Here is a 21,686-nt window from a genome sequence, read left to right as displayed (position 1 = left end):
CGCGCGGACGCGCGTCCGCACCTGCAAGGAAAGCCATGCGCAACAACCAGCCCATCACCGGGCACGAGTACGAATTCGCTTCGTCACAGATGCTTGTTTCCGCGACCGATCTGACCGGCCGCATCCAGTATTGCAATCCGGCCTTCATCGCCGTCTCGGGCTATACGCGCGAAGAGCTGATCGGCCAGCCGCACAACCTGATCCGTCATCCCGACATGCCGCGTGAAGCCTTCGCCGACATGTGGACGACGATCCGCGACGGTCGCCCGTGGACCGCGCTTGTCAAGAACCGCCGCAAGAACGGCGATCACTACTGGGTGCAAGCGAACGTCACCCCGGTCGTCGAAAAAGGCGCGGTGGTCGGCTATCTGAGCGTGCGCGTGAAACCGGCACGCGATGCGGTGCGCGCCGCTGAGGCGTTGTACGCGCGAATCCGCACTGGCGAGTCGCGTTCGTTCAAACTGCATCGCGGCGTGGTGGTGCGCACGGGTATGTTCGGCCGCGTGCAATCGCTCATGCGCCTGCCAGTCGCCTCGCGGGCGGCGGTCGGCTATGCAATCACGCCGCTGGCTTTGCTGCTAACCGGCCTCGCTGCATGGGGAGGTACGCCGCCCGTGCCGTTCTGGATTGCGTTTGGGGTCACCACCGCATTCAGCCTTTTGTCCTGGCGGATGCTGACGCGGCAACTCGGCGAACCCATTCGCGAGATGTCCGGCTTCGCGACCCGTCTCGCCGCGGGCGACCTGACCGCCGATCTGGTGATCGCGCGCCATGACGATCTCGGCGACGTGCTGCAGGCCTTGAATCAACTGAAGGCCAATCTTGCGGCGATCGTCTATGACGTGCGTGCCCAGATCACCGGCATGCTCGACAACGCGCGTGAAATCTCCAGCGGCAATGTCGATCTCGCGCGCCGCACCGAATTGCAGGCGGCGTCCCTCGAAGAAACGGCCGCCACCATGGAGGAACTGACCACCACCGTGCAAGCCAACGCCGACGCCAGCGTGCGCGCGCTCGATCTCGCCAGGGACGCGCAAGCGGCGGCAGCCGTTGGCGGCAAGCTCGCAGGCCAGGTCGAGCAGACCATGGCCGGCATCACGGCGGCGTCGAAGCGCATTGCGGACATCACGGGCGTCATCGACGGCATCGCGTTCCAGACCAACATCCTGGCGCTGAATGCCGCAGTCGAAGCGGCGCGCGCGGGTGAAGCGGGCCGCTCGTTCGCGGTCGTCGCGGGCGAAGTACGGATGCTGGCGCAACGGTGCGCGGAGTCGTCGAAGGAAATCAAGTCGGTAGTCGAAGCCAGCGCAACCGAAGTGGCACTCGGCACGGAACTGGTTGCACGCACGACTTCACAGATGCGCACAATCGATGAAGCGGTGAGCCGCGTGTCGTCGATCATTGTCGAAGTGGCAAATGCGAGCAGCGAACAGGCGGAAGGGATTCGCCAGGTCAATCAGGCAGTCTCGCATCTCGATGGCGCCACGCAGCAGAATGCGGCACTGGTCGAGCAGGCGGCAGCCACGGCGCAGCGTCTCGCGGAACAGGCCGACGTGCTGGACGAAGCAGTGCGCCTTTTCACCGTCGCCGAAGCCACGCCCACGCCGGCGCAGCGAGCCGCGCAGCCGCCGCAGCCGCCGCAGCAGAGACCCACGCACAACGCGGCGCTGCATCCGGCGCGCGCGTCAGCACGCGAAGTCGAGCAGGAAGAAACGGCATTAATCTGATAGATCGGCGTAACTCCCACCTCGACAGCCCACAATTGACGCATCACGATTGAAACGTCAGCGCCCAGTTGGTTGCAGGGGCAGGCTGATCCGAGTAACAACGGCGTTTAGCAGCCCGTCTCTTCAAGGACGGGCTATTTTTTTGCCGCCAGTTGTACTCGTTGCACCTGCCCTTAACCGATGCGCGCGTCAGCACTGTGACAGCCGGGGAGAAGCGCTGCACCGGCACGGGGCACGAAAAATGAGGTCGTTGGGGCGGGGAGTCGCGTTAAACTGATTAACACAGTCGGGCGTCACGGCTCGCGCTGCCCGGCAGGCCTCGCCAGCCGTTGGCCAATACAGCACGGCGCGGCGCCCGGCAAGCAGATAGGTGAACGGGCAAATCGAGATGTGAGCGCGGCGCGACAGACGGCGCACCGGCCTGCCCGTACAATGGTTCGATCAACAACGGAACAAGGACAACCTCGATGCGCACTACCGGGTCCTCCGGGTCAATGGCCCTGCTCACCGAATACGACGACGCAACGGCGCGCGAACTCCGCTCGCTGCGCCTCGAATCGACAGAAGACGGCAAAGGCATTCTTCTGATCGAGGTCGATGAGCGCAAGCCAGGCATCCACCGCGAAGTGCGCTACGAGATCACGCCTGCCGAACTAATTGCGGCGATTCGCGCGCATGGCGCGGAGTTGCCGGGCGAACAGCACAATCATCGCCAGTAAAGCTGCGGTGCGAGGCATAGCGCTCGCGCGCAAATGCTGTACGCTGCCTCTCCATTGCCAGTTTGAGTCGTCAACCGATTGCGGAATAACGCCCTACGGACGTCCGTAGGGCGTTATTCGCCACGAGTTTGCCGCGAAAGCTTTATTATTTTCGCTTTGTTCCATTCGCGCTTTCAATCCGCGCTTTTGGCCCGCCAGGCATGCCGCGGTCGTGCTTTTAACATCCGAATAGCGGGCCGGTTTTCCGGGCGTTTGCACGTCTTGAAAATGCGTCCATAATCCTTACATACTCCGTTGCTTTCCCTACCTGCGCCGCGCTCGAAAGGGCTGCGGATGTAAGCCGATGCTACATGATCTCGTCGAGCAATATGGACCCGTGCTCGTCTTCGCCAACGTGCTGGCCGCCTCGATCGGGCTGCCGGTTCCGGCGATGCCGTCGCTCGTGCTGTTCGGGGCGATGGCAGCCATGCATCCCGGGTCAGTGGGCACGCAACTGATGCCGGTCCTTGTGTTGTCGATATTCGCCACGCTGATCGGCGACAGCATCTGGTATCTCGCCGGCCGTGTGTACGGCGGCAACACGCTGAAAACGATCTGCCGTCTTTCGCTGTCACGCGATAGCTGTGTAAAAAAGACCGAACGCTTTTTCGGCCGCTGGGGCGTGCGCGTGCTGGCCGTGGCGAAGTTCGTGCCGGGCTTGTCGATCGTGTCGATTCCGATGGCCGGCGCAATGGGCGCGCGCTACCGCACGTTTCTCACTTACGACAGCATCGGCGCCGCCTTGTGGTCGGGCACCGGTTTGATTATCGGCGCGCTGTTCGCCCGACAGATCGACATGCTGTTCGCGATCGCCGGACGCCTCGGCCGAACCGCCGCGCTGGTGGCCGTCGCGTTGCTGCTGCTGTATGCGGCCTATCGCTGGATTCGTCGGCGCCAGCTGATTTCCAAGCTCGCGACTCAACGCATCGAAGTCGACGAGCTGGCGGCGCTAGTCGCGGCCGGCAAAACGCCGGTGCTGTTCGATATCCGCTCGCAGGAAAAGCGCGCGCTCGATCCGTTCGTGATTCCGGGCTCGCAATTCGCCGACGAGCGGCAACTCGACGAGATCGTCGCAACGTACCCGCACGATCAGAAGGTGGTGATTTACTGTTCGTGCCCAAATGAAATATCCGCGGCATGGATGGCCAAACAGATGAACGAAGCCGGCTTCGCCGACGTGCTGCCGTTGCGCGGTGGCATGGAAGCCTGGCGCGACTCGGGCAAAGCGGTAGACGCGCTGCCCGGCATGCCGCCGCCCGACGTGACGGTCGACGATATCGCGCCGAAGGCCGTGTAGCGCAGCAGCGCATTCACATCGGCGCGCCCGCGCGCCCGCGCCGCTTCGCCCCCGTGTCGATCAATCAGGATGAACACCGAAGGAGCGGTTCAATGCTGTCGACTCAAGAAGCAGAAGGGCAACAAACCGTCGTCGCCGACGCGCCATTTTCGTCGCTTTCGACGCGCATGCATCAGATGTTCCCCGAACTCACGTGCGCAGAAATGGATCGTCTGCGCCGGTTCGGCGAGGTGGGCCACTGGGAAGCCGGTGAACTGCTGTTCGAAACCGGCCACACCGGGCCAGGCATGTTCGTGGTGTTGAATGGGCGCGTGAAGATTTATCAGCGCGATGGCATCGGGCGCGAAGTCCTGATTGCCGAGCACGGCGCCAAACATTTTCTCGCCGAAGTCGGTCAGTTATCCGGGCGGCCCGCGCTGGTCAACGGCATGGCCCTCAGCCCGGTCGACGCGTTACTGATTCCGCCGGACAAGCTGCGCGCGCTGATTGTCGCCGAGGCGGAACTGGGCGAGCGCATCATGCGTGCGCTGATTCTGCGGCGCGTATCGCTGATCGAGAAAGGCGCCGGCGGCCCGATCCTGATCGGTAATAGTAGCGATGCCCGGCTCGTGATGTTGCAAGGCTTCCTGTCACGCAACGGTCATCCCCACTCGGTCATTGACGAACGCGATGAAGACGCGCTGCGTCTGATCGAGCAATTCGCCGCGCAGAAAGAAGACATGCCGCTGGTGATCTGCCCGGACGGCACGGTGCTGCGCCATCCGAGCACGCCGGAACTCGCTACCTGCCTCGGCCTGCTGCCCGATCTCGACGATTCGCATGTGTACGATGTCGCGATCGTCGGCGCGGGACCGGCCGGCCTTGCCACGGCGGTGTATGCGGCGTCCGAAGGCCTCTCGGTAATCGTGCTCGACAGCCGTGCGCCGGGCGGCCAGGCGGGTGCCAGTTCGCGGATCGAAAACTATCTCGGCTTTCCGACCGGCATCTCCGGTCAGGCGTTGGCGGGGCGCGCGTTCGTGCAGGCGCAGAAATTCGGCGCGCATGTCGCGATTCCAGTCCATGTGAAGGCGCTGCAGTGTGCGGAGTCGCCATATCGGCTGGATCTCAAGTGCGGCGGCCAGATCACCTCCCGCACCATCGTGATCGCGAGCGGCGCGGTCTATCGGCGCCCGGCGATCGAAGGACTCGACCGCTTCGACGGGCGCGGCGTCTACTACTGGGCGTCGCCGGTCGAGGCCAAGCTCTGCAAGCGCCAGGAGGTCGTGCTCGTGGGCGGCGGCAATTCAGCGGGCCAGGCAATCGTCTATCTGGCGACGCACGCTGCGAAGGTCCATGTGTTGATCCGCCGAAGCGGCTTCGAGGCCACCATGTCGCGCTATCTGATTGACCGGATCCGCTCGCTGCCGAACGTCATCGTGCATCCGAATTCGGAAATCGGGCGGCTCGATGCGGATGAAATCGGGCTGGCCTCGGTCTCGTTGAAGAACCCGTTGCCGGACGGCACCGAAAGCTTCGATACGCGGCATCTGTTCCTTTTCACGGGCGCGGATCCGAATACCGATTGGCTGCGCACCTGCGGCGTGCAGCTGGACGACAAGGGCTTCGTGCTGACCGGCACCAGCGTGGACGGCGCCTCCGTCTGCGATCTTGCTACGACTGTCGAGGGTGTGTATGCCATCGGCGACGCGCGCGCCGGTTCGACGAAACGCGTCGCGGCGGCGGTCGGAGAAGGCGCGGCGGTGGTTGCGCAAATCCACCAGCTGCTGGCGGTAGCGGCGGGAGAAGCGATCGCTTTGGGGGCTTGAAGGAGGCGTGGTTCGTCACAGCCGCGGGTCCGGCCGCTGGCCCGCGCGACCTGCCGGACACCGGCCCGCTGCGCCCTCCCGCCGCCCTCCCGCCGCCCTCGCGTCACCGCAAAGCGCCACGGGGTAATCTGCTGTTACACACGACTTCAACTGGTTGCACCTGTCTTTCTTTCTGTTTTGTAATATTGTCGTCAGCCATTCGACAGTGAATGGCCGGCTCTTTCGAAACAGGAGACAAGCATGATCCAACGCGCGATCGTTTTCGCCGCCTTCGGCCTTGGCGCCATCTGCGCATCGACCTCTGCCTCGGCCCGGGTGGACATCGGCGTGTTCGTCAACACACCCGGCCTCATGGTTGTCCCGCCGCCCGTGGTTTATGCGCCCCCGCCGGTTGTTTATGCGCCTGTGCAACCTGTATATGGCTATGGGTATCGCGGCGATTACTACCGCGAGTATCGCGAGCGCCATGATCATGGCCGGCACCGCGGCTGGGACAAGCACCACAAGCGCGACTGGTAAGGCTACAGTAGCGGCTGCTGATCCAGACCGGACCTCGGGTCGGCTCCCATCGCCGTCATTCATTGACCCAAACCCGTAACCGACGCCCGCGTGAAGACTCTTCCGTTATCTGCCGCGCGTACCCTGCATCTGGCCGCGCAAGGTTTGCTGACGCCACCGCGCCGCAAGGCCGTCAAAGCCGACGTGCTCGACGCGATCCGCCGCATGGCGCAATTGCAGATCGATACGATCCACGTCGTCGCGCGTAGTCCGTATCTCGTGCTGTTCAGCCGGCTCGGCGCGTATCCGCAGCAATGGCTCGACGAGCATCTCGCCGAAGGCAAGCTGTTCGAATACTGGTCGCATGAAGCCTGTTTCGTCCCGACCGAAGACTACGGCCTGCTCCGCCACCGCATGCTCGACCCGAGCGGCATGGGGTGGAAATACGCGGCCGAGTGGCACAAGAAGCATCGCAAGGCGATCGAGAAACTGCTCGCGCATATTCGTGCGACGGGCCCCGTGCGCTCAGCGGACTTCGCCCGCGAGGCGGGCAAGAGCAACGGCTGGTGGGACTGGAAGCCGGAGAAGCGGCACCTGGAGGTGCTGTTCGCGATCGGGCAATTGATGGTGGCCGAGCGGCGCAATTTTCATCGTGTCTACGATCTGACCGAACGCGTGCTACCGGATTGGGACGACGCGCGCGACCTGCAGCCACGCGAAACCGTCACCGAGGAAGCGTTGCGCCGGACCTGCCGCGCGCTCGGCGTTGTGCGCGCCGATTGGGTCGCCGATTACTACCGGCTGCCACGCCGCCCCTATCGCGACGATCTGCGTGCGCTCGCGGATCAGGGTGAGCTGATCCCCGTGCACGTGGACGGCTGGAAGCAGGACACGTTCGTCCATCATGAATTCGCGCCGATGATCGACGACGCAGCGACCGGCACGCTCGCTTCAACCGTCACCACCGTGCTGTCGCCGTTCGATCCGGTGGTGTGGGACCGCAAGCGCGCCGCCGCGCTCTTCGACTTCGACTATGCGATCGAATGCTATACACCGGCTGCGAAGCGCAAATACGGCTACTTCGTGTTGCCGCTTTTGAGCCGGGGACGCCTGGTGGGCCGCGTGGATGCGAAGGCGCATCGGACCAGCGGCGTGTTCGAATTGAAATCGCTGCACATCGAACCCGGCGTGCGACTCAGTGCGAGGCTTGCAGGCGATCTGCGCCGCGCTCTGCAGCGCTGTGCGGACTGGCACGGCACGCCGCAACTGGAAATCGCATCCGCGCCGCCGGAATGGCTTGCGGCGTTGAGCGTAGACAGCAGAATGGAAGCGTAACCGCGCCGCGCGCCACGCCCTCTAGCGGTCGAGCTTCGCGCGCAATTCGCGGGCGGCTTCCAGCAGCCCCTCGTAACCCGAACGTGCGTGCTCCGGCAAATCGGGATCGCCAACGAAGGCGCCGAGGGTTTCGATCAGGCTATACAGAATGCCCTTTGCGGCACCCGAAGCGATGCTGCCGGACGATACCTGCTGACCCACGTGACTGAGCGCTGCGTCGAGGTGTTCCAGATCGGGCCGGTCGCCCGGGGGCGGCTTAGGCGTTACGTCTTGCGTCATGATGATATTTCTCTCCGGTCCCACGCGTCAGTGAACAAAGCCATCCTTTCACGTTGTTATATACCGATCGTGCGCTGCCGTCCATTCGTGATCGGACTCAGCGCGATCCACTTGATCCGCCTCAAGGCGTCCATCGATACATCAGGATTTTCGCGCGCGCGTCATCTTCCAGCAGGACGACGTATTCGCCATTGTCACGCCGCACCGCGCTGATGCCGAGATAGACATCCACCCAGCCGCTGGTCTTGCCGACGCTCGCTCCCGGCGTCATATAGCCGACCGCCTGTCCGTTGCGCGTGTCGTAGACATCCACCTTCGCGGTGTACAACTCCGCGACGAAGATGTAATGGCCCGCCACCGCGACGCCGACCGTCGTCGTCTGCGGATTGCTTTGCGTGTTCCATGGCAATGAGACCGTGTATTGCTGCGTCGGTGTGCCGGAACGCCAGTTGTCATAGCGCGCGAGCACCGGGCCGGCCTCCTTCCAGTGCGTCGAATCCCACGGGATCGCACTGGTAAAGCCCGATATGTACATCGTGTCGGTCTCGGCAACGTAAACAATTCGCGCGATCCGCGTGAACGGTTGCGGCATCGCGAACATCTTCGAACTCGCGTACGTGTAGATCGGATTGCCGGCGGAATCGATGCCTTGTAACGGCATCTCGCGGATGCCGCTCGTCGGCGTGGCGAGCCATACGTTACCCGGCGTATCGACCCACCAGAAGCCGTTGCCGACCGTGCTGCCCGTCGACGGATTACCGATGATCTCGCTGGCGTCCACAGTGCCGTTGCCATTGCTGTCGCGCCACAGCCATTCGCCATACGTCGGCTGCCCTGCGGGCCACGTGCCCGGCAGCGGATTTTGCGCCAACAAACCGGACGGAATCGCCACTTCGCCATGTGCCGCGTCGAAGCGATACACATTCAGATAGTGCGCACCGGGATCGAGTGTGTAGAGATAGCGTCTACCGTCGATTCGCCGCACCATCGGCTCACCTCGCACGCCACGCGGCTGGTGAAATGCCGGGTCGTCGGGATAGTCGAAGCGGTCGAGCGTGAATCCCGCGTACGACCATTCCTGGCCGACCGGCCGCCTGTAATCGAGCGTGAAGCGCTTCGAGCCGGTGTAGACCGAATTCGGCGTCGCTGGATCGAACGCGGCGCTATCGACAAAGGCCAGTCCGTACAGCCGCCAGTTGAAGGCATGCGTGCCGAGCACATAGCTTTCGAGCACAGCCCCTTGACCGACCGACGCCGAGCCGAGCGGCCGCGGACCTTCGCCATTCTGCGCGACGTACAGATTGCCGGCCGGATCGACACCAATGCCCGTGATGCCATTGAAGCGCCAGTTGCCCGGCACACCCTTGGTCACGTGGAAGATGCCATCGCGCGTGCCGATCGACGCGGCGGCTCGCGGCTGACCGTCGGCAAGCCGGTTGAAGACGAGGATCTGCTGCGCCGGTCCGTTGTCGGCGACCAGGATTTGCCTTGACGGTGCGATTGCGATGTCGGTCGGTACCGTGCCGGCGGGCAACGCCAATGTGCCGGAGAGTGCCGTGCCATCAGCGGCGTAGTGCAGAATGCTTAGGTTTCCAGACGAAACCCCGCTCATCACCCACAGCGTCGAATCGGTGTCCAACGCGATTCGCCCTGGCGAGGGCACATTCCATGACCGCAGGCGCCGCATCGATGTGGCATCGAGCACGACAATCCGGCTGTTGTACGTATCGGCGACATACAGTTCAGTATCGGTAGCGGCCATCCCGCGGATACCCGCATCGGTGCCCGTTGTCACCGCGTTCAGACGAAGAAAACTGTTCTTCGTGGCATTGGCGCTATTGCCGATGCCGCCGTTGAACGGCGCGCCGTTCGCCAGATTGGCGAGCGTGCGGCGCGTGATGCCATACCAGGTCTGGTTCGCCGGCGGATAGTCCGCGCCGACCAGCCCGTTGCTCTCATTGCCGATCGACATCGCCGCGTACAGGTACGTATGGTTCGTCGCGAGCGCATCGCCGCCCGCCGCGCCCCAGCCATGCGTCGAGCCGGCCACGGCGATCTTGTCGCCCCCACGATAGGCGGCAATTTCGCTGCCGCTTTCATCCCAGGGGGCATTGGTGTACACGGTGCCATCGGCGCCGACGCTGATCGCCTGGATGTCCTGCTGCATCCATTTGCCGTCGCCAAAGCCAAAGCTATTGCCGATCCATGACGTGGTGTAGGTCAGTTGCGACTGCGCGGACGCACTGAGCGGAAGGAGACTGTGAACGACAAGAACAGCCACGCCAAGGCGAGCGGAAAGTTTCACGACGGTATTTCCTTGCGAGGTGCGAAGCGCGCATGGCTGGCGTGTCCGGCGCGCTATCGCGTGTATGCGGATTGACTCATCGTCGCGCATACGTGAACGTTGACTTTTTATCCTCGCATAGAAAAGGCGGAAATTAATTCGCAAAAAATTCGCGGTAAGCAGTTGATCGTCTAAACCATTCGAAGCGCATAAACATGGGCGTCAATCCATGTCATTTGCTTTTCAGCCTCACGCGATAGGCACATCGCCGCGCCCCGGCAAGCACGTGTTCCTCGCGCTCAATCGAACCTTCCTCACCGACGATCTCCGCAAACAACTGCAACTCCGAGCGGCAAAAACCCTGGCAGGTGCGTGCCGCCGCGCAGATCGGGCAGTGGTTCTCGAGCAGCAGCCAGTCGCGCCCGTCTTTGTGCAACTCGGCGCGCGCTCGGCGTACTTCAGCGCGCTGGCGGTGTTCGCGTTGGGCACCGTCGTGTGCGCGACTGCGCCGTCGATGCCATGGATGCTCACCGGCCGCACCTGCCGCACCTGCCGCAAAGAAAAGTAGGCAAAAGAAAGCGGCTCAAACCGCTAATTTTTAAGCGGGTCCCCCGCACAGTCACGGTAGTGGTGCATCTGGAATCCGTGTTCTCGCACACTCCGCGTGAGTGACAAGGGCGTCATACTTCCGGCGGCGCTGCGCGCGCCGAAACGCCCTTCTTAAAACCATGCGGTAGCCTGTTTCACGCACGCAAGTTGGTGAGTTGTCCAGCAAGGCGCTTGCACGTGGGCGCTTCGCGCTTTCTCTTTCCCGGAAAAGCTCACCGCGGTGTCTTTCGTTCATTTTTTTTGCTCCCGGAAAGACTCACCTTTGGCGCTGTTGGTGCAGGTGCTGTTGGTGCAGGTGCTGTTTGTGAAAATGCTTTCGGCAACGGCGCCGTCGTTCGGCACATCATCGTTGCCTGAGCCGCCCTTCTCCAACATCTTCGCGAGTTCCGGCAAACGCCTCGTTCACTCTCCTTTAAACACCGGGGGCCGTCTCTCTGAAAACGCGGTCAGCCCCTCGCTGAAATCCGCGCTCTCGCATGCCTGTCGACGCAGTTCGGCAATCTGTTCCATCGCCTGCACAGGCATAGGCTGCAAGTCTTCAAGTATCCGCAGTTGTTCCTTCACGGCCTGGACCGCCAAGGGTGCCTTGCTCGCAATTCCGCGCGCCATTTCAAGCGCCGTTGCTTCCAGTTTGTCGCTGTCGACCAATCGGTTGATCACGCCGAAACGCTCGGCGCGCACCGCGTCAAGTGGCTGCGCGCTGAAGAACATTTCCTTCAGCACGTGAATCGGCACGTTGTTGAAGAAACGTAGCAGGCCGCTCGTCGTATAAGGCAATCCAATGTTCGCCGGCGTCATCGCGAAGCGCGCGCTGCCGTCAGCAACAACCAGGTCGCAACTCATCGCCAGATCGACCGCGCCGCCCCACGCGGAACCCGACACCATCGCAATCACCACGCCCGGGTAAGCACGCACGCGGCGCAATACCCGCTCCAACGGCTTGCCATAGGCAATCGGATCGCGGTCGTGCATCAACTCTCCAAGATCATGACCCGCGCTCCAAACGTCCTGCCCAACGCCGCTGCCAAGTATCACAACCGGTATCCGCCGCGCCGCAAGATCGGTAAGGTGCGAGTCGAGCGCATACAACAACTCCGTGCTGAGCGCATTCCTGCGCGTAGGATGACTGAACGTTAAACGTGCAATCCGTTCGTCCGCAATATCGACGGTTACAGTAAACGGCGATACGTTCGATGTATTCATTGTGTGACCTCTGCAACATGTTCCAAGGTTTTCGGCCCGCTCATCGCGTAACTCCCGCGGCGCGTTCCAGGCTTCGCAGCGCGCTTATTGCGCGACGCTCGCAGCCGTGTTTCGAGTCTTGCGTCGGCGCTCATAGCGCAGCGCCAACCGCGCGTTCCCGAGCCTTATCCAGCGGCAGATAGTCGCCCTGTTGATGCACCGCTTTCGCGGCAAGCAACGCCTCAATCGAGACATCATCGAAACCCACCTCGCGCAATACATCGACAGTATGTTCGCCCAGGCCCGGCGGTGCATGTCGGCTCACGTGACACGAAGAATCGCCCGTCACCGCCAAACTCGACACCGGCGTCACAACCTGGCGCAGCGCACCAAGCGTCGGATGCTCGACCGTTTCGACCAACCGGCAATGTTGCACCTGAGGGTCGGCGAACACTTCGTCTAACGTATTAATCGGCCCCGCCGGCAAGCCCACGCCGATGAAAAGCGCTGTCCACTCCCGTTTGCCTTGCGTCTTCAAACGCGCTTCCAACGCAGCCTTCAATTCATCGCGATGCGCAACGCGGGCTTCATTGGTCGCGAAGCGCGGATCGTCTGGCAACGCCGGTAATTCGAGTAATTGGCACAAGCGCAGCCACATGTCCGACGTGATCGGCGCGATGTTGAGCGGGCCGTCAGCAGTTTCGAACACGCCATAAGGCGCGATCACCGAATGCGCATTGCCGGTGCGGCGCGGGATATCGCCAAGGCTCAGGTAGCGCTGGCCATGCACGCTCAGCAACCCCACGAGACTCGCGAGCAACGACGTGCTCACATGCTGGCCGCGCCCGGTTCGCTCACGCTCCAGTAACGCGGACAGTATCGCCATCGCGAGCCACATGCCTGAGCTCAGATCCCCGATCGCGGTGCCGGTGCGCGTAGGGTCGCCATCGGCGAAACCGGTCAGGCTCATCAGCCCGGAATAACCTTGCGCAATCTGGTCGAAACCGGGCCAACCGCTCATCGGACCATCGGCGCCGAACGCGTTGATGCTGCCCATCACCAGCCGCGGATTGCGCGCGCTAAGCACGTCATAACCGAGCCCCATGCTCTCGATGGTGCCAGGCTTGAAGTTCTCGATCACCACGTCGGCATCGTCGATCAGCCGGTGAATCGCGGCCAGTCCTTCCGGGTTGCGAAAGTCGATGCACACGCCGCGCTTGTTGCGATTGCAGGAAAGATAGTAGGTACTCACGCCCCGGTCGAACGGCCCCCAGGTCCGGCTCATGTCGCCGTCCGGGCCGGGTTCGACCTTGATGACGTCGGCGCCGAGGTCGGCCAGCACCATCGAGCAGAACGGCCCCGACAACGCACGGCTCAGCTCGACGACCTTGATTCCTTGTAACGCTTGCATTCAGTTCTCCAGCGAATTGATAACGGCTGCGGACAGCACGAGCGATGCGTTTGCGCTATGCACGCAGCGTCTGAGGAGCGGTGCTGCGCATAGCCCGAGTGATGCGCCAGCGCTATGCACGCAGCGTCGAGAGACAAGTGCGAACAGCCCAGGTCATGCACTCGCCAAGGCGCTATTCCGGCAGTGTCTGATGACGGGTTTCGACCGCAAACGGCAAGATCAGCAGGCCGATCACAAAGGCCACCGCGGTCCACGCAATCGGCAAGCCGAGCGAGCCTTGCCAATGAATCGCGGCAGCCAGCAGGAAGTTCACGCCGGCGCCGAGCAGGCGGCCCACCGATGCATTGAAGGCAAACGCCGTAGCACGTATCCGTGTCGGATATTGCTCAGGCAGCCACAGCGAGAAAATCGCGAAATTACCGCCGAAGAAGCCGAGGAACAGCAGCGACACCATGAACAGGTTGAGTCCGTTCGGCAGATAGAAGACCCAGCCGAAAGCAAACACGATCGACACCGCCATGCCGGCGAAGTACACACCGAGCGCGACGCGGCGCCCGAGCCGCTCCGCCAGCCACGGCGCCGCCAGACACCCGAGAATTGTCCCAACCGACAACACCGCCGCGCCGATCGACGCAAGGTGCACCGCGCCGATGCGGTCGATGCCGGCGCGCGTCGCCAGCGTCACCACCGCGCTCGCTTCGTAGACCGAACCCGCCCACAAGCCGATGATCGCGACCCCCACCAGGCTCGCGCTCGTCAACGTACGACGCCGGTAAGCCGGCGCGAAGATCTCGAGCAGCGGCCGGCGCTTCGCCACCTCCACGGCGGCGTTCGTCTGACCGACGCCAAGCGTGGCCTTGCGCCACTGACCCGGCTCCTTCACCCTGAGCACCGTGAAAATCGCCAGCAGCGCCGGTGCGAGACCGCACAGGAACATCGCGCGCCAGCCGTAGGTCGCGCCAACCGTATAGTTCAGCAGGGCGGCAAGAAAGAATCCGACGTAGTAACCGGTCTGCAGATAGCCCGCGCCCATTTTGCGGCGATCTTCCGGCCAGCTCTCGGCGACATAGGTACCCGCCAGCGCCCATTCCCCGCCCACGCCGATGCCGGCAATCAGCCGGAAGGCGGCCAGCTCCCAGACGTTGTGCGCGAACGCCGCCGCGCCGGTGAACACCGAGTAGATGAGGATGCTGGCGGCCAGCGTCTTGACCCGGCCAAAGCGGTCGGCGAGCGGCCCCCAGATGAACGACAAGCCCCAGCCGATCAGAAACAGCGCGAACAGGATCGAGCCATACATGCCGAGATTGCCGGGCGTCGCGGCAATCCCGGAGTTGGGCAGCAACTCGGTGAGCGCCGGAATCAGCACCAGCGCATAGATCACGGAATCCACGCCGTCCAGCACCCATCCCGAGTAGACCGCCCAGAAGCCGCCGATCTGCTCGCGGGTAAGAGGCGTGCGCCGGGGCGTGAGCCCGGGCGTCGATGCAGCGATCGCTTTGGACATTCTTGTCTCCTTGCCGGCAGACGCCGGCCGTTTTGAAGCCGCACCGGACAGTTCAGGCTGGGCGCGCTTCGGTTTTTTGTGGATTGAGTATAAGAACGCGCCCGATAATCTAAAAATATGATATTTCTCTAGTTCGATCGGATTTCGTTATGGAATGAAGGAGCGAGCGGCGTACATGGACCTACGGCAACTGCGGTATTTCGTCAAAGTGGTGGAGTGCGGCAACGTCACGCGCGCGAGCGAGGCACTGCATATCGCTCAACCCGCGATCAGCCAGCAGATGCGCAATCTGGAGCGCGATCTGGGCATGCAGTTGCTGGAGCGCAGCGTTCAAGGCGTGGCGCCCACCGCAGCCGGGCAGACACTTTACCGGCACGCGATCGAGTTGCTGCGGCAGGCCGATAGCACGCGCGAACTGTTGCGGCAGGACGCCGAGCTTCCGCAGGGCAAAGTGTCGGTCGCCATGCCGTCGAGCACGGCGCGGATGGTGGCGATCCCGCTTGCCCGCACGATCCGCGACCGTTACCCCGGCATCGCGCTGGAGTTGCTCGAGGCACCGAGCGCGGAACTGGGCAGCCTGATTGGCAGCGGACGGGTGGAACTGGCCGTCGTGGTGGACGCGGTCGAAACGCGCGGGGTCGCCGCGCAAAAGCTGCTCACCGAGGCGCTCTATCTGATCGCGTGGCCGGAATTTCAGATGCCGCGCGAGCCGGTGTCGATCGCCGAACTCGCGCACATGCCGCTGATCCTGCCGAGCGCACCGAATACGATTCGCAGCCGCGTCGAGTGGGCCCTGCGCGAAGCCGGGCTGCCGTGCGAGATTCTGTTCGAGGCCAGTTCCACCGCCTTGTTATTCGCGGCGGTCATGGCCAGGCTAGGTGTGACGATCCTGCCGTGGACGGCCGCGCACGTCGAACTCGATGAGCACAAGCTCAAGCTTGCCAAGGTCGATCACCGGTTGTTCTCGCGCGACCTGTCGCTCTGCTGGCATGACACGGCGTTACTCAGCAATGCCGTGCAGAAGGTGAAGGCGACGATGCTCGAACTGTTCGACAGTCTTGGCAAGCGGCCGGAGTGGGCGGCGGCGGATTAAGGCGCCGTCGTCCTGAAGCGCGGTGATTCGCGGAGTCGTCCGCAGAAGCGCGGTTGGACTCAAAGCACCGCGCGCTCAGGACGCCCTCACTCGCCGCACAAATATCCGCCGCGTAAGATCGAACGCCACCAGATTTCCCGCCACCACGAGCACAAGCCCGAGCACCGCCAACGCGGACCATCGGTAGCCCTCGAATACCGTCGACGCCGCCAGCGCCACAATCGGAAACAGCACGGTGCAGTAGGCAGCCCGCTCCGGCCCGATGCGCCCGACCAGCATCAGGTACGCGGTAAAGCCGATCACCGAGCCGAACACAGCCAGATACGCGAGCGCGCCGAGATAACGCGCGTCAGGTTCGATGGAGAATGAAAAGCCGGCCAGCGCGCTGCCTACCGTCAGGATGCCGGCGCCGATCAGCATTGCCCAGCTATTGGTGGCGAACGGGTGCAAGCCCATCGATTGCATCCGGCTCGACAGCAGATTGCCGGCCGAAAAGCACAAGGTGCCAAGGAACGCGATTGCGAGCCCCAGCCACACCGTGTGGTCGCCCAGGTGTCCTGCCATCTGCTGGACGAACAGGCACACGATGCCGACGAGCCCCAACGCCGCACCGGCAATCGCGGACGGTTGCAAGGGACGGCCCATGAAGAGCCGCCCGTTGATCGAATTCAGCAACGGCGCGGTGGAAAACACCACGGCGACGAGGCCGCTCGGCACCACCTGTTCGGCGTAGTAGAAGCACAGAAAGTTGAGGCAGAAGAGCGCCAGGCCTTGCGCGGCGAGGAAGCGCCATGCGGCGCGCGGCGGCCAGATCGGCCGGCGCATGATGCGCAGCAACGCGAACAACACCAGCGCCGCGATCCAGAATCGCCACGCGATCGATACCGGCGGCGGCACCGCACCCAATTGCCATTTGATCGCGATCCACGTGGTGCCCCAGATCAGCACGGTGACGGCATAGAGCGAAAGATTCATGACGAGGCCTGCGGCAGCAATAAGCGGAAACTCCACTATGCTGCAGCGCCGGCGGTCTTACTTGTCCAGGATTGCGCACTTTTTCGGAGGGATGCGCCGTCGGCGATCGCTCGTCCTATACTGACGCTTACCCTGTCATCGAATGCATCCCGCTCGTTCCGTGAACGCCAGACCGCCTGCCCCCGTGATCGAATCCACCGAAACGCCGTTCGGCCTTCAGTCGGTCTGTCACACGCTGCGGAGCGCCAACGCGAATCTCGAACGCTTCGCGTGGCTGGGCGACCGGCTCGCCATCGCCGTCTGGACTCGCGACATAGAGGAAGCCGAAACCATCTATGACCGGCCCGGGCATCACACGTTGTCGTGCTATCTGGACGGCGGCTATCGCACCGAGCGTCAGAAGATGCCCGGGCGCTACGGCGCACCGTCACGGCTCTGCGCGTTGCCCGGCGAGCATGAATCGCGCTGGTGGGTGCGCGGCCACATGCACTTCATGCATCTTTACTTCCTGCCCGAACACTTCACGCAACGCGCCGTGCAGGAACTCGATCGCGAGCCGCGCGAACTGACGCTTGCCGACCGCACCTATTTCGAGGACGCCCGCATCGCGAGTCTATGTCAATCGCTCGCCAATGAAGACTGGCTGGATCCCGATGGCCTGCTGCGAACCAACGAAACCGCGCATCAGGTGCTGAGTCTGCTGCTGCGCGCACAAGGCGTGCGCCGCACGGATACGTCACTCAAGGGCGGTCTGTCGGTCGCGACCCGGCGGCGCTTGCGCGACTACATCGAGAGTCATCTCGCGCAAACGCTCACACTCGGTGAGCTTGCCGGTGTAGCGGCGCTGTCGGAATTTCACCTGGCACGCATGTTCCGCACGTCGTTCGGATTACCGCCTGCTGCCTGGATCGCGCAGCAACGGCTCGAACGCGCACGCACGCTGCTGCGCACCACCAGACTGCCGCTCGCGCAAGTCGCCGAACAATGCGGCTATGCGAACGCCAGCCATTTCAGCCATCGTTTCCGTGAAAGCGTCGGCGTGGCGCCGGCAGGGTATCGGCAGGTGGTCAGCGCCGGATAGTGGCTGGGCACTCTGAACCAGGCCGCTCTCACCGCAAAGCCATCGCCAGCACCCGCGCCACATGAATCGCGTCGACGCCCGCGCCATCATGAATCTGATGCCGGCAACTCGTGCCGTCCGCGACCATCACCGTGTTGCCGTCGATCTTGCGCACCGCGGGCAGCAACGAGAGTTCCGCCATCGCCTGTGACGTGGCGTAGTGCTCGGCTTCGTAGCCGAAGCTGCCCGCCATCCCACAGCACGACGATTCCACCGTCGACACCTTGAGATCAGGAATCCACTTCAGCACGGTTTGCACGGGCGTGAACGCGTCGAAGGCCTTTTGGTGGCAGTGGCCATGTACGAGCGCCTGCTCTTTTGCCAGCGGCTTCAATGCAAGCTGCAAGCGCCCGGCCGTTTCCTCACGCACCAGAAACTCTTCGAACAGAAACGCCTGCTTCGAAAGCCGTTGCGCTTCTTCGCCGAAACCGTAGTGCAGAAACTCGTCGCGCAATGACAGCAGACACGATGGTTCCAACCCGACGATCGGTACCCCACGCTCCACAAACGGTTTGAACAGATCGAGCATGCGCCGCGCTTCCTGCTTGGCTTCATCGACCAAACCGGCCGCGAGGAAGGTGCGGCCGCAACACACCGGTCGCTCGCCCTGGCGCATATTGAAGTGCACCGTGTATCCGGCCGCCTCCAACACCCGTTGCGCCGCGCGGGAGTTTTCAGGCTCCATGGTGTTGTTGAATGTGTCGACGAACAACAGCACTTCTTTTAGCGCGGCGCCTTGGGCCGGTTTGCCCGTCACTGCATTGGAGAGAAACGATCTCCTGAAACGCGGCAACGTGCGTTCAGGCGCAAAGCCCACCGTTCGCTTGAACCACGCCGACAGCACCGGCACGTTATCCGCCAGCGCCATCAAGCCCGGCACGCGGCTCGCCGTTGCCGCATAGCGCGGCATGTAAGCCACCAGCTTGTCGCGCAGACGCAGCCCATGCCGTTTGACGCGCGCCGCCCGCGCCTCGATCTTGAACTTCGCCATGTCGACGCCCGTCGGGCAATCGCGCTTGCAGCCCTTGCAAGAGACGCACAGATCGAGCGTGTCCTTGACGTCGTCGCTGGCGAGACCTGCTTCGCCGAGTTGCCCGGAGATTGCCAGACGCAAGGTGTTCGCGCGCCCTCGCGTCACATGCTGCTCATCTTTCGTCACGCGATAACTCGGGCACATGGTGCCCGCGTCGAACTTGCGGCAATGACCGTTGTTGTTGCACATCTCGACGGCCTTCGCGAGACCGCCTGCCAGATCGTTGCCGCTGCCCGGCAGTGTCTCCTGCCCCGTCAGCGGATCGCGGTCGACGTTCCATGCGGACCAGTCGAGCGCGGTCTCGATCCGATGCACCTGGTAGCCCGGTGCAAAGCGGAAATTGTGCGCGTCGTCCATCTTCGGCGGACGCACGATCTTGTCGGGATTGAAGCGGTTATCCGGATCGAACAGCGCCTTGATCTCGGTGAACGCCTGGTTCAGACGCGGCCCGTATTGCCATGCGACCCATTCGCCGCGGCACAAGCCGTCGCCGTGCTCGCCGGAATACGCGCCTTTGTATTCGCGCACCAACGCGGCCGCTTCTTCGGCGATCGCGCGCATCTTCACCGCGCCGTCGCGCCGCATATCGAGAATCGGCCGCACGTGCAACGTGCCAACACTCGCATGCGCATACCAGGTGCCTTCAGTACCGTGACGATGGAACACTTCGGTCAAGCGGCTCGTGTAGTCCGCCAGATGTTCGAGCGGCACCGCGCAATCTTCGATGAAGGACACCGGCTTGCCGTCGCCCTTCATGCTCATCATGATGTTCAGCCCGGCTTTGCGGACCTCCCACAGTGCTTTCTGTTCGTTCGCGTCAGGCATCTCGACGACCGAATCGGGCAAGCCCAGATCGGCCATCAGTTCAGTGAGTTGTTTGAGCGATGCAAGTTGCTGATCACGATCCTCGCCCGCGAACTCCACCAGCAGGATCGCTTGCGGATCGCCGACCAGCGCCTTCCCGATCACCGGCCGGAAGGCAGGATTGCTCATCGCCAGATCGATCATAGTGCGATCGACCAGTTCCACGGCCACCGGTTTCAGCTTCACGATGTGCTGCGTGAGATCCATCGACTGCCAGAAGGTTGGAAAATTCACCACGCCCAGCGTTTTATGCGTGGGCAGCGGCACGAGCTTTAGCGTCAATTGCCGGCTAAACGCAAGCGTGCCTTCCGAACCGACCAGCAGATGCGCGAGATTGGCGATACCGTCGTCGGTATAAGCGCGCGGGTTCTGGCAATCGAACAGGTCGATGTTGTAGCCCGCTACACGACGCAAGACCTTCGGCACCTGCGCGACGATTTCATCGCGCTCGCGTTGGGCGATTTGCTTTACGCCTTCGACTATCTGCTGCAAGTGCGCGCCTTGCGGCGCCTCGCGCAATGACGCGAAACGTGCCTCGCTGCCATCGGCGAGGATCGCGTCGATCGCCTCGACGTTATGCACCATATTGCCGTATTCGATCGAGCGCGAACCGCACGAGTTGTTGCCCGCCATTCCGCCGATCGTGCATTGTGCCGCCGTCGAGACGTCGACGGGAAACCACAGGCCATGCGGCTTCAGCCATGCGTTCAAATGGTCCAGCACGACGCCCGGCTCGACCGTCACCGTGCGCGCATCGGCATCGAACGCGACGATGTTGTTCAACCATTTGCTGGTGTCGATGACCAGCCCTTCGCCGACCGTCTGGCCGCATTGGCTCGTGCCCGCGCCGCGTGCGAGCAGCGGTACTTTCTCGCTACGCGCGATTTCTAATGCGATGCGCAAATCGTCCTGATCGCGCGGCACCACCACGCCGATCGGCGTGATCTGATAGATGGACGCGTCGGTCGCATATCGGCCGCGGCTCGCCGCGTCGAACAATACGTCGCCGCGCAAAGTCTTGCGCAGATGTTGGGCGAGCGGCGTCGTCAGACGCGCGGCGGACGGCACCAGGTGGATCGGCTTGACGAGTAAAGCGGAAGTGGGATTCGTCATATCGTCGGCCTATAAGAGAACGGGCTAGTACAGCGTCAGGCTGATCGGCGCGAGCCCTTCAATACGCCCGCTCGCCGTGCCCGCGCTCTGCGGAAAAAACATTCCGGTGTACGAACCGGTTGTAACGACCATCTCCGGTGTGACCGCGATGCCGCGCGACGTGGCGTGATTGACGAGCCATGTCAGCAGCCGTCGCGGATCGCCAGCCGGATTGGCGGGCATCGTCTCGACCACGTCACGCCCTTCAAAACTGAAGCGGGCCGACGGCGCCACAAACGGAAAGTCCGCACGATACGACGTGAACTCGCCGACGATCAGCGCGCCGTGATTCTGCAAATCCGCGAGTTGGGCGAGCTTGTCGACGTTGGGCCAGCCGGCATAGCGGCTCGCCACGATCTCGATCGTCGCGCCAATCGAACCGATTCCTGCCTGCACGTCGGCTTCGCTATAGGGCGTGGTCGATGCCTCGAAGCGGCGGCCGAAGCGGAATGCGATCTCCAGTTCGAGTCCTAGCGGTGCGAAGACCGCACGTGGCAACCGTGCGCCGTCGGCGTGCAGGTCGCTCGCAGGCAACGGTGCGCCCTGGATCGGACCGCTGTCCGACTTCGCGCCGATCTTCCAGCCGCCGATCGGCGCGTCAAGCTCGCGCAGGATGTCGTGCTGGATCATATAGGCGGCGGCACCGTCGGCGGGTGATTGCTCCGGCGGCAACGCATCGAGCGTCAGGTGATGGCGGCGCGCGTCGGCGAGACGTTGACTCAATGATGGTGTCATTGCTTTAAAGGCGAAGAGAGGGTGA

Annotated in this window: 17 protein-coding genes and 1 pseudogene; 8 read left to right on the top strand and 10 right to left on the bottom strand. The window is 63.1% G+C overall.

Going from position 1 to position 21,686, the window contains the following annotated elements:
* Nucleotides 1-35: 35 nt before the first annotated feature.
* From KHO23_RS13490 to KHO23_RS13465, 6 genes are all read left to right on the top strand, one after another.
* Nucleotides 36-1,727: a methyl-accepting chemotaxis protein gene (locus tag KHO23_RS13490; RefSeq protein ID WP_211611735.1), complete on the top strand. Its 1,692-nt coding sequence runs from the start codon at nt 36-38 to the stop codon at nt 1,725-1,727.
* 467 nt (nt 1,728-2,194) lie between these two features.
* Entirely contained in the window at nt 2,195-2,446 is a 252-nt protein-coding gene (locus KHO23_RS13485; protein WP_007178686.1) for a hypothetical protein, read from the top strand.
* A gap of 343 nt (nt 2,447-2,789) precedes the next feature.
* Entirely contained in the window at nt 2,790-3,782 is a 993-nt protein-coding gene (locus KHO23_RS13480) for a DedA family protein/thiosulfate sulfurtransferase GlpE (RefSeq protein ID WP_211611734.1), read from the top strand.
* A gap of 92 nt (nt 3,783-3,874) precedes the next feature.
* Nucleotides 3,875-5,587, top strand: coding sequence for an FAD-dependent oxidoreductase (locus KHO23_RS13475; RefSeq protein WP_211611733.1), 1,713 nt, complete (start codon nt 3,875-3,877; stop codon nt 5,585-5,587).
* A 240-nt stretch (nt 5,588-5,827) separates the two neighbouring features.
* Nucleotides 5,828-6,106, top strand: coding sequence for a hypothetical protein (locus KHO23_RS13470; protein WP_211611732.1), 279 nt, complete (start codon nt 5,828-5,830; stop codon nt 6,104-6,106).
* 90 nt (nt 6,107-6,196) lie between these two features.
* Entirely contained in the window at nt 6,197-7,420 is a 1,224-nt protein-coding gene (locus tag KHO23_RS13465; protein WP_211611731.1) for a winged helix-turn-helix domain-containing protein, read from the top strand.
* Nucleotides 7,421-7,441: 21 nt separating this feature from the next.
* On the opposite strand, the gene KHO23_RS13460 is transcribed toward KHO23_RS13465, so the two are convergent.
* The 7 genes and pseudogenes from KHO23_RS13460 to KHO23_RS13430 form a co-directional block, all read right to left on the bottom strand.
* Complete coding sequence (locus tag KHO23_RS13460) at nt 7,442-7,699, bottom strand: hypothetical protein (protein ID WP_211611730.1); 258 nt, start codon at nt 7,697-7,699, stop codon at nt 7,442-7,444.
* Nucleotides 7,700-7,820: 121 nt separating this feature from the next.
* A complete protein-coding gene (locus KHO23_RS13455) occupies nt 7,821-10,004 on the bottom strand; it encodes an NHL repeat-containing protein (protein ID WP_211611729.1) in 2,184 nt (727 codons plus the stop codon).
* Between the two features lie 211 nt (nt 10,005-10,215).
* Nucleotides 10,216-10,425: pseudogene (locus KHO23_RS35060) on the bottom strand (transcriptional regulator); the annotation flags it as partial.
* A gap of 398 nt (nt 10,426-10,823) precedes the next feature.
* Nucleotides 10,824-10,985: a hypothetical protein gene (locus KHO23_RS13445; protein ID WP_211611727.1), complete on the bottom strand. Its 162-nt coding sequence runs from the start codon at nt 10,983-10,985 to the stop codon at nt 10,824-10,826.
* A gap of 9 nt (nt 10,986-10,994) precedes the next feature.
* The gene (gene scpB / locus KHO23_RS13440; RefSeq protein WP_211611726.1) at nt 10,995-11,795 is read right to left on the bottom strand and encodes a methylmalonyl-CoA decarboxylase; all 801 of its coding nucleotides are present in this window, start codon (nt 11,793-11,795) and stop codon (nt 10,995-10,997) included.
* 130 nt (nt 11,796-11,925) lie between these two features.
* Complete coding sequence (locus KHO23_RS13435; RefSeq protein ID WP_211611725.1) at nt 11,926-13,185, bottom strand: CaiB/BaiF CoA transferase family protein; 1,260 nt, start codon at nt 13,183-13,185, stop codon at nt 11,926-11,928.
* A 172-nt stretch (nt 13,186-13,357) separates the two neighbouring features.
* The gene (locus tag KHO23_RS13430; RefSeq protein ID WP_211611724.1) at nt 13,358-14,689 is read right to left on the bottom strand and encodes an MFS transporter; all 1,332 of its coding nucleotides are present in this window, start codon (nt 14,687-14,689) and stop codon (nt 13,358-13,360) included.
* A 175-nt stretch (nt 14,690-14,864) separates the two neighbouring features.
* On the opposite strand from KHO23_RS13430, the gene KHO23_RS13425 reads away from it, so the two are divergent.
* Nucleotides 14,865-15,782: a LysR substrate-binding domain-containing protein gene (locus KHO23_RS13425; RefSeq protein ID WP_211611723.1), complete on the top strand. Its 918-nt coding sequence runs from the start codon at nt 14,865-14,867 to the stop codon at nt 15,780-15,782.
* Nucleotides 15,783-15,857: 75 nt separating this feature from the next.
* Here KHO23_RS13425 and KHO23_RS13420 read toward each other — a convergent pair whose 3' ends face one another.
* Nucleotides 15,858-16,757: a DMT family transporter gene (locus tag KHO23_RS13420; protein WP_211611722.1), complete on the bottom strand. Its 900-nt coding sequence runs from the start codon at nt 16,755-16,757 to the stop codon at nt 15,858-15,860.
* Nucleotides 16,758-16,899: 142 nt separating this feature from the next.
* On the opposite strand from KHO23_RS13420, the gene KHO23_RS13415 reads away from it, so the two are divergent.
* Nucleotides 16,900-17,838 (top strand): AraC family transcriptional regulator, encoded by a 939-nt coding sequence (locus KHO23_RS13415; RefSeq protein WP_328821969.1) that lies wholly within the window; start codon nt 16,900-16,902, stop codon nt 17,836-17,838.
* 28 nt (nt 17,839-17,866) lie between these two features.
* On the opposite strand, the gene KHO23_RS13410 is transcribed toward KHO23_RS13415, so the two are convergent.
* Both KHO23_RS13410 and KHO23_RS13405 read right to left on the bottom strand, forming a co-directional pair.
* The gene (locus KHO23_RS13410; protein WP_211611720.1) at nt 17,867-20,887 is read right to left on the bottom strand and encodes an FAD-binding and (Fe-S)-binding domain-containing protein; all 3,021 of its coding nucleotides are present in this window, start codon (nt 20,885-20,887) and stop codon (nt 17,867-17,869) included.
* Nucleotides 20,888-20,911: 24 nt separating this feature from the next.
* A complete protein-coding gene (locus tag KHO23_RS13405) occupies nt 20,912-21,661 on the bottom strand; it encodes a 2-keto-4-pentenoate hydratase (protein ID WP_211611719.1) in 750 nt (249 codons plus the stop codon).
* Nucleotides 21,662-21,686: the final 25 nt, after the last annotated feature.

This window comes from Paraburkholderia haematera (genome assembly GCF_905220975.1).
GTDB classification, from domain to species: Bacteria; Pseudomonadota; Gammaproteobacteria; order Burkholderiales; family Burkholderiaceae; genus Paraburkholderia; species Paraburkholderia haematera.
This window is presented reverse-complemented; position numbering and strand designations above follow the sequence as displayed.